11 protein-coding genes are annotated in these 15,347 nt (G+C 67.6%); 4 read left to right on the top strand and 7 right to left on the bottom strand.

Annotated elements, in window-relative coordinates; genetic code table 11:
- Positions 1–8: 8 nt before the first annotated feature.
- Positions 9–3,962, bottom strand: a complete 3,954-nt coding sequence (locus tag CBM2594_RS23015; protein ID WP_116359103.1) for a DUF748 domain-containing protein — start codon at positions 3,960–3,962, stop codon at positions 9–11.
- A 313-nt stretch (positions 3,963–4,275) separates the two neighbouring features.
- Between CBM2594_RS23015 and CBM2594_RS23020 the strand changes: the two genes are divergently transcribed.
- On the top strand, positions 4,276–5,586 hold the full coding sequence (locus CBM2594_RS23020; protein ID WP_116359104.1) for an MFS transporter: 1,311 nt from the start codon (positions 4,276–4,278) through the stop codon (positions 5,584–5,586).
- Positions 5,587–5,768: 182 nt separating this feature from the next.
- Here CBM2594_RS23020 and CBM2594_RS23025 read toward each other — a convergent pair whose 3' ends face one another.
- Positions 5,769–6,509 (bottom strand): FadR/GntR family transcriptional regulator, encoded by a 741-nt coding sequence (locus CBM2594_RS23025; RefSeq protein ID WP_116359105.1) that lies wholly within the window; start codon positions 6,507–6,509, stop codon positions 5,769–5,771.
- Positions 6,510–6,768: 259 nt separating this feature from the next.
- On the opposite strand from CBM2594_RS23025, the gene uxuA reads away from it, so the two are divergent.
- Together uxuA and CBM2594_RS23035 are read left to right on the top strand one after the other, a co-directional pair.
- The gene (gene uxuA, locus CBM2594_RS23030) at positions 6,769–7,809 is read left to right on the top strand and encodes a mannonate dehydratase (protein ID WP_116359106.1); all 1,041 of its coding nucleotides are present in this window, start codon (positions 6,769–6,771) and stop codon (positions 7,807–7,809) included.
- Positions 7,810–7,900: 91 nt separating this feature from the next.
- Positions 7,901–8,875 carry a Bug family tripartite tricarboxylate transporter substrate binding protein gene (locus CBM2594_RS23035; RefSeq protein WP_232346717.1) on the top strand — a complete coding sequence of 325 codons (975 nt, stop codon included), beginning with the start codon at positions 7,901–7,903 and terminating at the stop codon, positions 8,873–8,875.
- A gap of 187 nt (positions 8,876–9,062) precedes the next feature.
- Here the strand turns inward: CBM2594_RS23035 and CBM2594_RS23040 are convergent, their stop codons facing one another.
- The 5 genes from CBM2594_RS23040 to CBM2594_RS23060 form a co-directional block, all read right to left on the bottom strand.
- Positions 9,063–10,142, bottom strand: a complete 1,080-nt coding sequence (locus CBM2594_RS23040; protein ID WP_116359108.1) for an extracellular catalytic domain type 1 short-chain-length polyhydroxyalkanoate depolymerase — start codon at positions 10,140–10,142, stop codon at positions 9,063–9,065.
- Positions 10,143–10,297: 155 nt separating this feature from the next.
- On the bottom strand, positions 10,298–11,176 hold the full coding sequence (locus CBM2594_RS23045) for a DUF2950 domain-containing protein (protein ID WP_116359109.1): 879 nt from the start codon (positions 11,174–11,176) through the stop codon (positions 10,298–10,300).
- Positions 11,177–11,179: 3 nt separating this feature from the next.
- Positions 11,180–12,526, bottom strand: coding sequence for a DUF3300 domain-containing protein (locus tag CBM2594_RS23050; protein WP_116359110.1), 1,347 nt, complete (start codon positions 12,524–12,526; stop codon positions 11,180–11,182).
- A gap of 52 nt (positions 12,527–12,578) precedes the next feature.
- Positions 12,579–12,959 (bottom strand): hypothetical protein, encoded by a 381-nt coding sequence (locus CBM2594_RS23055; RefSeq protein ID WP_174077343.1) that lies wholly within the window; start codon positions 12,957–12,959, stop codon positions 12,579–12,581.
- A 69-nt stretch (positions 12,960–13,028) separates the two neighbouring features.
- On the bottom strand, positions 13,029–13,319 hold the full coding sequence (locus CBM2594_RS23060) for a transposase (protein WP_174077344.1): 291 nt from the start codon (positions 13,317–13,319) through the stop codon (positions 13,029–13,031).
- 820 nt (positions 13,320–14,139) lie between these two features.
- Here CBM2594_RS23060 and CBM2594_RS23065 point away from each other — a divergent pair.
- On the top strand, positions 14,140–15,099 hold the full coding sequence (locus CBM2594_RS23065; RefSeq protein ID WP_116359112.1) for a LysR family transcriptional regulator: 960 nt from the start codon (positions 14,140–14,142) through the stop codon (positions 15,097–15,099).
- Positions 15,100–15,347: the final 248 nt, after the last annotated feature.

A 15,347-nucleotide genomic window follows, 5' to 3' on the forward strand; every position in this document is an offset into this window, starting at 1 on the left:
CACCCGGGTTAGCTGCGAATGGAGAAGTCCACGCGGTTGGGCGCGCCCTTGTCCTTGACGCCGTCGGCGCTGAGCTTGGGCGCGGTCAGGAACAGCCGGCTCTCGGGCACCTTGCCTTCGCGCTCGAGCGCCTGCTTGACCACCAGCGCGCGCTGTTCCGCCAGGCGCTTGAGGTCGGCCTCGGTGACGGTGGCGTTGGCCATCAGCAGCTTTTCCATCTCCTCGGGCGGCAGGGTCTTGGCAAAGCCGACGAAGTTGCGCGGCTTTTTCATCGAGGTGCGCTTGTAGACGTGCTCCAGGTACTTCGGGTACTCCGCCTTCGAGACCTTGACCTCGGCGCCCTGCTCGCCGGCCTCGTCGTCGCCGGCTTCGGCGCCGGCCTGCGCGTTGTCGCGCAGGTCGCGCCGCTTCTGCTCGGCGACGCGAGCATCCAGCCAGGCGCGGCGCGCGCCGGCCTCGTCGGTGGCGGGATCGATGCGGCCGCTGATTTCCAGCCGCAGCGAGGGCCGGTCATTGAGCGCCTGGCCGAGCTTCGCGATCTTGTCTTTCGCCGCCGGCGTCAGCGTGGCGGTGCCGGGCGCGAACTCGACGTAGCCCAGCTCCTCGCCGCTGCCGCCGAAGGCCGAGGCGATCAGCGAGAACGGCGACGTGATCGCCTTGGTCAGCAGGTTGACGATCACGCGCACGATCACGCCGCCAATGCTGAATTCCGGGTCCGATAGCGAGCCCGACACCGGCAGGTTCACGTCGATCACGCCATTGCGGTCCTTGAGCAGCGACACCGCCAGCAGCACCGGCAGCTTGGTCGCATCGGGGCTGTCGACGCGCTCGCCGAAGGTCAGCTGGTCCAGGAACAGGTGGTTGCGCGCATCGAGCTTGCCGTTTTCGATCTTGTAGGCCACGTCGACGGTCAGCTTGCCCTTGGTGATGGGGTAGCCCGCGTACTTGGCGGCGTAGGGCGTGAGCCGCGTCAGCTCGACGCCCGAGGCCTTCGCCGCAATATCGAGGAACAGCTGCTCGCCCAGCGGATTGAGCTTGCCGCTGATATTGACCGGCGCGTCGTCGTCGATGCGGCCGTCCAGCACCAGGTCGGCCGGCGTGGGATCGCCCGACGACACCTTGGACACCGAGCCCTTCATGCCGGTCAGGTTGGCGGTGTAGTTGGGCTTGACGAAGAAGTCCGAGAAATTGATGTTGCCGCGGTCGACCGAGACCCCGCCGATGCGGATCTGCGGCTTGGGCCCGCCCGGTTTCTGCTCGACCTGGGCCGTGCGCGTGTCGCCGGCCTGCACCGGTGCCGCGGCCGGGGCCGACGCGGGATTGGCCTGCGTCAGGCTGGTGGCCGGCGCCGCCTCGCCCTTCTCCGCGCCGCCGGCCAGCACGTCCTGCAGGTTCAGGCGGCCGTTGGCGTTCAGGATCACGCGGGCGTAGAAGTCGGACAGCGCGATATTGCCCAGGCTCACGCGCATCGGCCCCTTGCTCTCGTCCATCGCAAAGTCGATGCCGGAGACCGCCAGCGCGCGCCAGCGCAGGAAGTCGTCGCCGCTGACGCGGTCCACCGTGCGCACATTGCCGGTCTGCACATTGCCGCTGAAATGCGCGGCGAGCGGCTTGCCGGTGGGCGCATCGACATTGAGCCTGCCCTTGACCGAGAGCGTGCCGCTGCGCAGCGCCGCGTTGAAGCGGTCAGCCAGGTAGGGCTGCAACGGGCTTACGTCGACCTGGCGCAGGTCCAGCTGCAGCCGGCTGGCCGGGACGGCAGGCAACACCGTGCCATCGATGCCGATCACGCCGCGGCGGCCCGATTCGGCATGCAGCTTGATCGGCACCGCCGCCGGCGTCAGCGGCCAGGCCACCGCGCCGGTGGTCAGGCCGATATTGCGGAACTGGTGGATCACCGGGCGGCCTCGGTTGGCCTGCGCCGGCTGGTAGTCCGCCAGGCGCGCGTTGCCGCGCTCCACTACCACCTTGCCGATATTGGCCTTCCAGCCACCGCCCGCGGCAGCGCCGTTGGCGCTGGCCGGCGCCGCGCGTCGCGGCGTGCCGCGCGCCTGCTGCGCGGATTCGCTCGCCCACAGCCGCGCCATCTCGATCAGCTCGCCGCGATGATCGCGCGTGGCGGCGATCTGCGGCTGCGCCAGCGTGACCTGGCTGGTGGCAAAGGTCTGTTTGGCGAGGTCGAACTGGATATCGTCCAGCACCAGCTTCTGCGCCTGCAGCAGCGGCAGTGCGGCACCTTCACGGTCGCCTGCGCGGTCGCGCATGCGTCGGCCGGCGCGCCCGGCCCGGTCCGCGGCGGGCGCATTGGCTGCATCGCCGCGCGGTGCGGCGGCCGGCATCACCACCGGGTCGCGCGTGGCGACGTACAGCGGCGCCAGCTCCAGCCGCGATTTTTCCAGCACGAACTGGAACTGCGGCGTGCCCCATGCCATGCGGTAATGCAGCTCCGCGTTGACTGCGGTGGTGCCGAACTGGCTGCGCAGCTCGCGCGGCCACCAGGCCGCAAACCCCTGCGGCCGCAAGCCGGTAGTTTCCAGCGTGCCGGCCATCGAGCCGTCGCGCAGCAGCAGGTCGCCGCTGTGGTGCAGGGTCTGGCCATCGGCCACGGTCAGCGTGGCCTCGACGCGCACGGGCTTGTCGCCGTCGGTGCCGGCAAAGCCCTTGACCTCGGCATCGAGCGGCCCGAGCGCAAGCTTGCCCGGGCCCGAGGGCGCCAGCGCGTCTTCGAATCCCACCCGGGCCTGCCTGATTGCGATGCGGTCGACCGCATAGCGCCACGGCACTTCCTTGGGCGCGGCCGTCGCCGGGGCGGCCGATGCAGCCGACGCAGCCGACGCAGCAGCAGGCGCCGAGGCCGGCGCCGGTGCCGCCGCCACGCCATCGGTCGATCGGCTCACCGCCTGCGGCAGGAACGCCGTGGCCAGGTTCAGCGAGCCATCCGCGCGCCGCGCCGCCTCCACCGCCAGCCCGTCGATCTCGACGCTGCGCAGCTGCGCGCGGTGCGCCAGCGGCTCCAGCCTGGCGATATCGACCGCCAGCTTGCCGCTGCGGACGAGCGGCTGGCCGGCGCGCGTGCGCACGTCGGCATCGCGCAGCGCGGCGGTGCCCATCACCACCATCTCCTGCGTGTCCTGCTGCTGGCGGAAGGCCACCGTCAGGCGCGTATCGAGCTTGCCGGCCTTGACCTCGGCATCGCGCAACGGCGGCGCGAACGCCATCATCCGCGCCACCTCGAGCCCGTCCAGGTTGATATTGAGCCGGGTCTGGCGCGAATCGGCGAAAGGCAGCACCTCGCCGTCCAGCGCCAGCGGCGTGCCGTTGACCTGCGCGCTCAGCGTGGGCCGGGTCACGATCTCGACATCGTGCGGCAGGTTGGACAGGAACGGCAGTGTCAGCGTCAGGTTGTCGACGCGCAGCGTGGTATCGAGCAGCTTGTCGTCGTAGCGCAGGCTGCTGCCGGTCAACGCGATGTTGTTCACCGAGAAGCGTGCCGGCTTGGCATCGGCCGGCTTGGGCGGCAGCGCCGCAAACTTCTCCTGCACATCGGCGAAGCTCATGCGGCCATCGGCGCCGCGCACCACGTGCACGGCCAGGCGATCGACATGCAGGTTGTCCACCACCGGCGCCAGGTGCCACAGCGAGGCCAGCGAGGTATTGGCCTGCGCTTCGCCCAGCGTCAGCGCCGGCGTCTTGCCGTCACGCTCGTAGATGGTCAGGTCGGTCAGCGTGGCCGCCAGTTCGAACGGACGCACATGCGCCTGCCCCAGTGTGACCTTGCGCCCGAGCGCCTCGGTCGCGTTCTTTTCGACCAGGTACTTGATCAGCGGCGGCCCGCCGAAATACCCCGCCAGCCCGAACACCGCCAGCGCCGCCGCCACGCCGCCCGCAATGCGCACGGCCAGCCGGCCGCGCGGCGTGGCAGCCACCGTGGCGGCCGCCTGGATGGATTGCTTGAATGCCATGACGTTCCAGAAATTCTGACCCCGCGCACCGGCGTTGCACGATTCTTTGTGCCCCGGATTTCACATTTTTCGACATTATGGCAACGCTTCCGGACAAAGCAAAGATATCGATTCCGGCCCCGGTTTTGACGGCTCAACGGCCGGTGGGCCGATCTGGTATCTTTACGGCCTTTGCGAAGCGTTCCGTCGCAAGCCTGTGGCTTACCCGCCGCGTCGTGCCTGCCTCTCCTGCGCTGTACCCTCCGGCCACACCCATCACGTTATTCCGTGCTGCGCGCTTCGCATGCGTTCCTCTTCCATGCGAGTCCATTCCATGTCTACCACCAGCAGTACCGCCGCGGGTGCCGGCACGCCGCGCGCCGGCGCGCGCGCGCTCACCGGCCAGGATTACAAGACCCTTTCCCTTGCCGCACTGGGCGGCGCGCTCGAATTCTACGACTTCATCATCTTCGTGTTCTTCGCGACGGTGATCGGCCAGCTGTTCTTCCCGCCGTCTGTGCCCGACTGGCTGCGCCAGCTGCAGACCTTCGGCATTTTCGCGGCCGGCTACCTGGCGCGGCCGCTGGGCGGCATCATCATGGCGCACTTCGGCGACCTGCTCGGCCGCAAGAAGATGTTCACGCTGTCGATCCTGCTGATGTCCGTGCCCACGCTGCTGATGGGCCTGATGCCGACCTACCAGTCGATCGGGCTGGCCGCGCCGGTGCTGCTGCTGGTGCTGCGCATCTTGCAAGGCGCGGCCGTGGGCGGCGAAGTGCCGGGCGCCTGGGTCTTCGTCTCCGAGCACGTGCCGGCGCGCCATGTCGGCTATGCCTGCGGCACGCTGACCGCGGGGCTGACCGCAGGCATCCTGCTCGGCTCGCTGGTGGCCACCGGCATCAACACGGTCTTCACCCCGGCCGAGCTGGCCGACTACGGCTGGCGCGTGCCCTTCCTGATCGGCGGCGTGTTCGGCATTGCCTCGATGTACCTGCGGCGCTGGCTGCATGAAACCCCGGTCTTTGCCGAACTGCAGCAGCGCAAGGCGCTGGCCGCGGAAATGCCGCTGAAGTCGGTGATGCGCGACCACGGCGGCAGCGTCGCGGTATCGATGCTGCTGACCTGGATGCTGTCGGCCGGCATCGTGGTGGTGATCCTGATGACCCCCACTTTCCTGCAGAAACTGTATGGCTTCGACGCACGCACCGCACTGGTCGCCAACAGCGTCGCCACGCTGTGCCTGACCGTCGGCTGCATCGTCTCGGGCGCGCTCGCCGACCGCATCGGCGCGCGCCGCACGCTGTTCTTCGGCGGCCTGCTGCTGGCGCTCTGCGCCTACGCGTTCTACACCACCATCTTCACCCGCCCCGACCTGCTGCTGCCGCTGTACGCGCTGGCGGGCTTCCTGGTCGGCACCATCGGCGCGGTGCCGTTCGTGCTGGTCAATGCGTTCCCGGCGCAGGTGCGGTTCTCGGGGCTATCGTTCTCGTACAACGTGTCCTATGCGATCTTCGGCGGATTGACGCCGATGGTGGTGACGCTGATGCTGAAGAACGATCCGCTGGCGCCGGCGCATTACGTGGTGGCGCTGTGTGTGGTGGGGATGGGGACGGCGTTGTTTGTTAAGGATCGGACGAGGGGGTGAGGGGGCTGTCGCGGCAGGCGGAGAGAGGGCTGGGGCGCCTCTTTCGCGTATCTGCCGGCCAGAAGAAGATGCCGGCGACACCGCCTGTCGTGAACGGGGTCGTGCGGCTGATTGCGTAAATCGGCTGAGCGGCCCGGCGCAACAGATTCCCAACTGGCCCAACTGGCCCAACGGGCTATCCCTCAACGCCACGCCTGCGTGAACTCGCTGATCACCCTCTCCAGGTGGTTACGCATTGCCGCCCGCGCCGCTGTCGCGTCGCGCGCCATCACCGCCGCGAAGATTCGCTGATGGTCTTCCTGCGATGCCTCGCGCAGCGCCGTGGTATGGAAGTGTTCCTCAATCTTGCCCCATAGCGGATCGCTGCGCCCGCTGTCCCACAGTGCGGTGACCATATGCAGCAGAACCCTGTTGCCGGTCGATTCGGCCAGGCACAGGTGGAACTGCCGGTCCGCCGCCTCGTTGGCCTGCTTGTCGTCCATGTGCTCGCGCATCAGGCTCAGGGCCGCGAACATGCGGTCGAGGTCGCCGTCCTTGCGCTCGCTGGCCGCCAGGCCGGCGATTTCTGATTCGATCAGCGCCCGGGCGCGCAGCGATTCTATCGGCCCCGGCCGCCAGGGCATCTCAAACGGCTCGCGACCGGGCGCGGGCGCCTCTGCGCAGACGTAGATCCCGGAGCCGCCGCGCACTTCGACCAGCCCCTGCACCTCCAGCGCGATGATGGCCTCGCGCACCAGGGTACGACTGACGCTGAACCGCTCGGCCAGCGTGCGTTCGGACGGCAGCCGCATGCCTGCAGAGAACTCTCCGGATGCGATCAATCCCTGCACCTGGCTGGCCAGGCTCAGGTACGAACGGTCGCTGGCCGCTGGCGGGTTATCGACTGACGGACGGGTTGCAAGATTGCTGGTGGAATGTGGCATCGCAGGTAAGGCGGCGGCTGACCCATGTGATCACCGGTTGATCACTCGCCACGAGAAGACATGGCCGGGCAGTGCCTGATGCACACCATGGTAAACCATGACGGCAAAATTGGGCAACCTGTTCATAATTGGTGAACCAGATAGTCCGATCCGGTACACCAATGCCGCGTGGACTCCCGGCCAAAACGCGGCGGTCCGGGACGGATTATTTTTCCGCCCTCTTCTGCCGCATCAGAGTCGCCCCAAGGAAGCCCCACCCATGAAGATGTCGTTCCGCTGGTTTGGCCCGACCGACCCCATCCCCCTCGAATACATCCGGCAGATCCCGGGCATGACCCATATCGTCTCGGCCATCTACGACGAACCGGTCGGAGAGGTATGGCCGCTGGAAAAGATCCTGGCGCTCAAGTCCACCATCGAGGCGGCGGGGCTGCAGTTCAAGGTGGTGGAGTCGGTTCCGGTCCATGAGGACATCAAGCTCGGCAAGCCGACGCGCGAGCGGCTGATCGCGAACTACCAGCAGAACATCAGGAATCTGGCCGCCGCGGGCATCGAGGTCATCTGCTACAACTTCATGCCGGTGTTCGACTGGACCCGTACGGAACTGGCAAAAAAGCTCGATGACGGCTCGACCTGCCTTGCCTTCAGCACCCGCGAGGTCGAACGGGTCGACGTCAGCCAGGGTATCGCCCTGCCCGGCTGGGATTCGAGCTACGCGCCAGCAGAACTGCAGTCGCTGCTGGCCGAATACCGTGGCATCGACGAAGGCAGGCTCTGGGAGCACCTGGAGCATTTCCTGCGCGCGATCATTCCGGTGGCCCAGGCGTGCGGCATCAAGATGGCCATTCATCCGGACGATCCGCCGCGCCCCATCTTCGGACTGCCGCGCATCGTCAAGAACCGCGACGACCTGGCGCGCATCCTGGGGATCGTCGACACGCCGGCAAACGGCCTGACGCTGTGCTCCGGCTCGCTTGGCGCCGGCCCGCAGAACAACGTCGAGGCACTGGTGCGCGAGTTCGGCGGCATGGGACGCATCCATTTCGCCCATATCCGCAACGTCAAGATCACGCCGGAAGGCGATTTCGAGGAAACCGCCCACCTGTCGAGTTGCGGATCACTGGATATTGCCGCGATCGTCAAGGCGTACCACGACGTCGGCTTCCAGGGCTATTACCGCCCCGACCACGGCCGCATGATCTGGGGCGAGACGGGCAAGCCGGGATACGGCCTCTATGACCGGGCCCTCGGCGCGGTCTATATCAACGGGATGTGGGAAGCGATGGAAAAGACGGCCTGAAGCGCCTTGGGCTGCGGTCCATTCAAAACATAATCGGAGACCTGTCATGACAATCACCAAGAAATCGCCCGTCAATTCGCGCCGTTCCGCATTGATCCTGAGCGTCGCCGCGCTCGGCCTTGGCGCGCTGGCGACGACGGCCGCGTGGGCGCAGACCACCTGGCCAACCAAGCCGGTGACACTGCTGGTCGGCTTTCCGCCCGGTGGCCAGACCGACTTCGCGGGACGTGCGCTGCTTAACGGCTTGCAGAGTTCGCTCGGCCAGTCGTTTGTCATCGACAACAAGGCCGGCGTGAACGGCAATATCGCCTCCATTGAGGTCATGCGCGCGGCGCCCGACGGGAACAAGCTGCTGGTAGGCAACGGCTCGATGACGATCATGCCGCATGTCTACACCAAGCTTGGCATCGTCGATCCGCAGAAGCTGACGCCCATAGGCGTGATGCTGCAGTCGCCGCTGGTCCTGGTCGTGCCCGCCAGTTCGCCCATCAAGACTTACGCGCAGTTCGTCGAAGAGGTCAAGGCGCGCGACAAGTCGGGCAAGACCGTCGACTATGGCTCGGGCGGTACCGGCGCATTGCCGCATGTCACGATGGAACTGCTGCGCGAGCGCATGGGCGGCCCCAGGATGAACCATGTGCCCTACAAAGGCAGCAGCCCGGCTATGGTCGACCTGATGGCCGGACGCCTGGATGCGATGTTCGATGCCACGTCGGTCGTCGCGCCGTTCATCAAGTCGGGCCAGTTGCGGCCGCTGATGGTCACGGGACCCAAGCGCGTGGCAATGATCCCGGACGTGCCAACCGCCACCGAGAGCGGCATCAAGGACTTCACCATCATCTCGTTCATCGGCCTGTACGGACCGCCGGGCCTGGGCCCTGAAATCGTCAGGAAAGCCAACGGTGCATTGAATACGGCGCTGAAGGACCCGGCCGTCGTCAAGAGCATCGTCGACCGCGGCGACGAGCCCGGCGGCGGCACGCCCGAGCAGCTCGCAACGCTGACCCGCACCCATTACAAGATGTGGGGCGAGGTGGTGAAGGCGAACAACATCACGGCTGATTGAGGTCGCGCAGGCCGGTTAATGCCGGCCTGTCGCCAGGCCAAGTTCGGAAACGGCAAGCTGGCAAATCGCATGGCGTTGTTCGTCAAGAAGCGGTCGCGTGGCAAATGCCGCCTCCGATGCAAGCAGACAGCCAAAGAGAGGGCTGGCGCCCTCCCTTCTTGTTTATGCGCAGGCGCTCTGGCGCCGCTCAGCGCCGGTACTGCCGAAAGAACCCCCACATCATCGCGCTCGCATCCGGCCCGATATCGCTGTGATAACTGTAGCGGTCATCGCCACCACTCCACGCGTGCCCCAGGCCTTCCACCTCGACCAACGTCACCAGGTCTCGATGCCAGCGGCCGAAGCGGTATTCATGCGACCGCCCCGAGAGATCGCCTTCGGCCTCGAAGCGCGGGGGGTGGCCGGCGAGGCGGTCTTCCAGGCCGTTGTAGGCCAGGAACTGCCGCGCCAGCAGGCGGCCGTTGACCGGATGGACCGCGTCGTCGGCCAGGCCATGGATCACCAGCGCGGGCATCTCGGGGCCGCCCGGCGTGACGCCGGCGGCGTCGAGCAGCCAGGCGGGTTCGGCCTCTGAGCCTTCCTGCATGGCGCGCAGGCCGGCGCGAGGGTTGCCGGCGGCGCCGATGACCACGCCGGAATGAAGCGCTACGGCGGCTACCTTGTCGGGATAGCGCAGCGCCACCACCGCGGCCATGGCGGCGCCGGCGGACATGCCAGCCAGGTAGATCTCGCGATCGCGCACGTCATGGCGCGCCGCCAGGGCGTCGATCAGCATGGCGATTGCCTGCGCCTCGCGTCCGCCGTCGGCTGCGCCAAGGTCGAACCACTGCCAGCAACGCTGCACCTGGCGGCGCAAGGGCTGTTGCGGGTAGGCGACGATAAAGCCCTCGCGTTCGGCGAGCGCATTCAGGCGCGTGCCGGCGGCAAGGTCATCCGGGGTCTGGCGGCAGCCGTGCAGCACCACCACGACCGGCAGCGGGCCACGATGGGCCTTTGACGGCACGTAGAGGTGATAAGACAGTTGCGGCACCAGTTCGCCCGGCATGGGCGCCAGGCGCAGCCGGTGTGCCTGCCAGGTGCCGCGCAGGCGGGCGGGTTCGGCGGCCGGCCGTAAGGGTCTGGGGGCGTCGGGCTGGCGCGTGGGGGTGAGCGGATTCAGCGAATCCATGCGCTCGAGCCAGGACTTTACCTGGGCTTCCGTGCGGGCCTGCGCACGGCTCAAACGCCGCATGCGGGCATGCCAGTCGGCGGCAAGGCTCTTGGTCATGAGGACTCCTGTATGACGGAATCTCCTCCTATGCCTTATTGTTGCGTTGCAGCATACCACAGCCATGAGAAGCCCACCCGCCATTGGCGGCCACGTGTGGTCAGGTGGGGAAAGACGCGGCGTGCCTAGCCGCCGGCCGCAGAAGGCCGGAAAAATCAGCGATCGGCCACCCGCTGCCAGCCGTCGGGCGAGAACCTGCGCATGGCTTTGGCGCGCGCTGCCGTACCGGGCCCGAGGTCGCGTTCATAGAAGACGCGGTCGCTGCCGAGCATGAAGGTATGGACGCCGGTATCGCCGTAGCGGGCCGGCCACGCGATCAGGCCGTATGCGGCGTCGCCGCCCCTGGCCGGGGGCAGGATGCGGTAGTGATAGCCGTAGAACGCGTCGGCGGCGGGCGTTTCAGGGCCCATCGCCAGCGCGTCGGGGCCGACGGGGCTGGCGTCCTGCTCGCTGGCGGCGGGCCAGTAGAGTCCGTCGGTCTTGCCCGGCGTGCTGACCAGCCGCCTGGCGTAGCGGCCCTGGCCTACCTGATCGGCATAGCGCTGCTGGGCGTCGGCCAGCTGCAGCAGGGTTTCCATGGTGACCAGTTCATTGCGCCCGAGGCGGCGGCGGCGCACTTCCTGCTGGCCGGCGCGCAGGTCGAACTGCCAGCCGTCCTTGTGCCGGGCCAGCGGCACGGGGAAGGTCCATCCGCTCTCCCCCACCGCGATGCGCGCGCGGTTGTCGCCTTCGGGCTGCACGGCGTGGTGGCGCGCCCATGCGCCCAGGAAGTCATAGACGTCGTCCTGGTTGATCGAGCCTTGTGGCACCAGTGACTGGTATTGCCGGCCCAGCACGCGTTGCAGCGCGTCGCCGTCGCTGCGCGCGATGGCATCGCCGAGCGCTTCGGCCGCCGCTTCCGGGCTCGGGTAGACCTGCTGGGCCGCGGCAGGCATGGCGAGCGACAGGGCTACGGTAGCGGCCAGCAGCGGCAGCAAACGGGCGCCGCGGGCGAACGAGACGGCGGAAATCAGGTTACCGGTCTTGCGCATCATGCTTTACCTCCGGCCATGGCCAAAGTGTTCACCGCCGCGCGGCCGGCCGCCGCCGCCCAGCCCGCCGCCGTGGCGCATGCCGCCCTGGTTGAGGCCGGCCGGGCGCACCGGCGCCGCCTCGCGGTGCGCCATGCCGGCGCGCTGCGTCTGCTGGCGCAGGCGGTCGCCATTGCCGGCATCGCGCAGCGCGCTGTCCCGATTGGCATGGCGCGCGCGGTCGCGCGCCGCGGCCTGGTCCGCGCGCTGGTGCTCGGCCCCCGCGGGGCGCGGATTGCGCGCGCCGGCGCCGCCCGCGCCGGGGCGCGCGCCCTCGGTGCGGCCGGCCACGCCGCCGGCATGGCCGGGAATCGCCTGGCCGGTACGGCCTTCGAACGAGCGCGCGGCGCGATCGCGGGCCTGGTCGCGCGCCGACGGCTCGCGCTGCACGGCCCCGGCGCCGCCGATGCGCTGGCCCGGCTGCGCGCCTGCCTGGCGATTGGCCAGGCCGGCCTGGCGCTGCTGGTCAAAGCGCCCGCGCACCGCGGCGTTGTTGTAGGGCACATTGCCGCGCCGGGCCGGGTTGTGCTGCCAGTTCACGTTGGCGCGATTCACGTCCAGGCGCTGGTTGACATTGATGTTGTTGTAGCGGTTCACGTTGATGTTGACATCGTGGTCGTGCCAGTCGAATCCGCCCCACATCGCATCGACCGCGGCCACGCCCAGCCCGAAGCCGATGCCGGACACCAGCGCCGTGGCGAACACCGAGCCCGGCGGCGGCGGGTAATACGCCGGCGGATAGGCCGGATACGGCCAGGTGCCGTAGACCGTGGTCGGGTTATAGGTGGGCACGTAGACCACTTGCGGATTGGCAGGCTCGATCTGCACGATGGTGGTGCCGCCGGAGCTTTGTGTCACCACCTTCTGCTGCTCGGTGGTCTTGAGCGTGCCCGCGTTCTGCGCTTGCACGCGCAGCCGCTGCACCGAGTCCATGACGTCGTTGGGCTGCGCCAGGAATGCATCGCCGATCGACTGAACCCACTGCGGCTGGCGTCCCATCATGTCGAGCACCGAGGGGAAGGCGGCCAGCGACTGCACGCTGGGATCCCAGTTCTGGCTGGCCACCGCCTTGGTCGCGGCGTCGCCGGACAGGCTGGGATTGGCCTTGGACCATTGCGCCGCCGCGGCCACGTCGGCCGGATAGGTGGCGGCCATCAGCACCTGCGACAGCAGCGCATCCGGATACAGCGCAACCGGCGCGGTCAGCTGGTCCAGCTGCGCCTGGCTCAGCGTGGTTTGCGCCAGTGCGGGCTGCAGGGGCGCCATCAGCATCAGTGCCAGGCACCATGCGAAGAATTGTTGAAGACGATGCATGTTGACGCTCCACAAGTCCGCAAGTGACAGCCGGCCGTCCGGGGAGAACCGCTCAGCGGCGCTCCTGCGCGCACTGCTGGCGATACGCTTCTTCCAGGCGCTTGCGATCCGCCTGGCGTTCCAGGGTCGGGTAGGTGCGCCCGTCGGCCGTGGTGACCGAGCCTTTGCCGCTGGACCACTGCGGCCCGCCGGGCAATGCATTGATCTGGTCGAGCAAACCCTGGCAGTGCTGCCGCTGCGACGCCGAGAGCGTACCGCCAGGCCCTTCCACCACTGCCGTGGCCTCATCCAGCATCCGCGGCGGCGGCGGCGCCACCATCGGCGCGCCGGCCGCCGCGGCCGATGCCGCTGTGACATTGCCAGCGGCCCACAACGGGGCAGCCGCCATGGCGGTGCAGGCCAGCATGCCCGCCTTGATCCAAAACTTCGTCAAACCCATACTCCAGAGCCGTCCACGGCAAATCCGCGCCTGCCGTGGGCGTGTTGCGGGAACCGTCCGCCGCTAGCGATCCTTGCCGCTGCCGCCGCGGCGGCCGGTACGGTTGCGCATCAACTCAAGCTTGAGCAGCGCATCCGCAAGCATACTCTTCAGCCGGGCATTCTCTTCCTGCAGTTCGCGCAGCTTGCGCCCGTCGCGCGCCTCGCCGTTGGCTGGCTGGCCGTAGCGGCTGCGCCATCCGTAGAACGACGCGTCGCTGAAACCATAGCGCGCGCACAACTCGCGCACCGGCACGCCGCTGGCCGCTTCGGCGAGATAACCGCGGATCTGCTCTTCCGAATACCGTCTGTTCACGAATCTCTCCGCTTCGCAACGGCGGGGCCCAGGCGTCGCACAGCCGCGACGCCAACCGTGCCGACTCTCGCCGTAAGTTAGCCCAGGGCCGCCGCAAAAGGCAATTCAGTGTCTTCGCAGTGCGAGTTAAGAAAATTATCGCCAGCGGCGATCGCACGCACCCGGCATGCATTACCAAATTTCGTTATTCCAATTTGGAAAGCGCGTGGACTGACTGCCACCGAAAGTCCCGAAATGTCACCCACGCGGGGGATGCGCCGCCGGTTCAAACAGCGGTATTTGACGCCAGACCCGCCCGGAAACGCTGATTTCAAGCCATGTATCAGGCGTGATACAAAAGCGCCGAAAAAGAATTGACAAGTCAGTCATCAATTCAAGTTTCTATGACTTTTTCTAAGCATGTATTAAGATTCCTCGGCACAACTAAATTTCAGACGCCTTCGCACGGCGCCCTTGCGGCACCGGCCGAAGCGCGGCCCGGCAACGCGCAGCAACGAAAAGCCGCGCAGTACACCGGTGCCCATCGCGGCCGCCGGCATTACGCCGGCCTTGATGGACAAAGCGTCGCTACGCAGTGGCTCGAAGCCAGGCGGACACCAGCGTGTCACACGGGTAATGAAGCATCCTGCCGAAGCCTTTGCATGCAGGACTTCGTACTGGTCCACTTGACTCGACTCGCATCGCGTGGCGCCAATAGTGAGCCACCGCGGCCAAAAGCGCCGCGGGGTGTCCTGGTTTCATGCGCCCCATGACTGGCGCATCGCTGTTCGCGCCGGGCCGAAAAAAAAGAAAGCAAAGTCCTGTATCGGGAGAAGTCGGAATGCGTCATGTCAGCACGAAGTTGTTGCATGTCTTTGTTCTGGTCATGGAGTACCGTGACCTGAGCGCGGTTGCCGCCTGTACCCAGGGACGCGTGCCTACCGTTGCCTACAGCCTGGCGCGCTTGCGCGAGATCACCGGCGACCCCTTGTTCGTCAAGCGCAACGGCATGCTCGAGCCCACGCCGCACGCGCTGCGCCTGGAGCAGACCGCGCGCCAGATCCTGGCCAAGTGGAATCACCTGGTGCGGCCCGGCGAACCCGGCCTGAGCAAACGGCGCGACGGCGGCAGGCGTGTCTCCATCGGCTTTTCCTCATCGATCGGCGATCCCGTCATCACCGAAATCCTGACCGCGCTGTGCGAGCAGTTTCCACAAGACAGCTTTGTCACGCGTCCGGTGATAGCGGACGCCGCCCTTGCCGGCCAACTGGGCGACGGCGAACTCGACTGCGCCTTCGTCGTCGACAGCGGGCATGACCCGGAACGCGTGCGCCAGCACAACATCATGGCCACGCCGCGCCGGCTGGTCAGCGCCACGCGCGGCGGCAGCCAGGATGAAAGCGAGAGCGCCTGGATCCTGTTGCAGGAAGACAGCGAGGCCGGCAGCCCGCTGCGTGCCTTCCTGAGCCGGCAGGCCAGCACGCCTGGCCATCGCGAGACCGTGGTGCCGTCCTGGCATACGCAGATCACGCTGCTGCATTCCGCCGGCGGGATCTGCCCGGTGCTGGATTTCAACGTGCCGCTGGTGACGCGCGAGCGCAAGACCCGGCTGCTGGCACCGCCCAGCAGCTTCCCGGAATGGGCCGCCCTGCATTTCTGGGGCCCGGAGCGCAGCCGCGACCAGGGCGTGCTGCACGATGTCATGGAGGTCGGCAGCGCGGTGCTGCGCGACCCGCTCAGGGCCATCGACGGGCGCCGCAACGGCCGCCCTGCAGTCGAGGCCGAGACCGCGACCACCTGAGGCTAAGGCATGATCGAGGCGCTGTCCGCCGTAAGGCGCCAGCGCTCATCGTGTCACCGATCGGCGACGACACGTCATTCATCTCGTTCCCTGAGACAGCTTTTCCGGCCACAGGCGCACGCTAGCCTCGCGCATTAACCGGCGCAGGCATCGTCTCGTGCAGTGATTTACGAATCCTCCTAGTTCCGCCGTACTGACGCGCCGCTATGCTGCCATGGCATTGCCGCAGTCCGGCCGTCTCCCGTTTG

Source organism: Cupriavidus taiwanensis (assembly GCF_900249755.1).
GTDB classification, from domain to species: Bacteria; Pseudomonadota; Gammaproteobacteria; order Burkholderiales; family Burkholderiaceae; genus Cupriavidus; species Cupriavidus taiwanensis_D.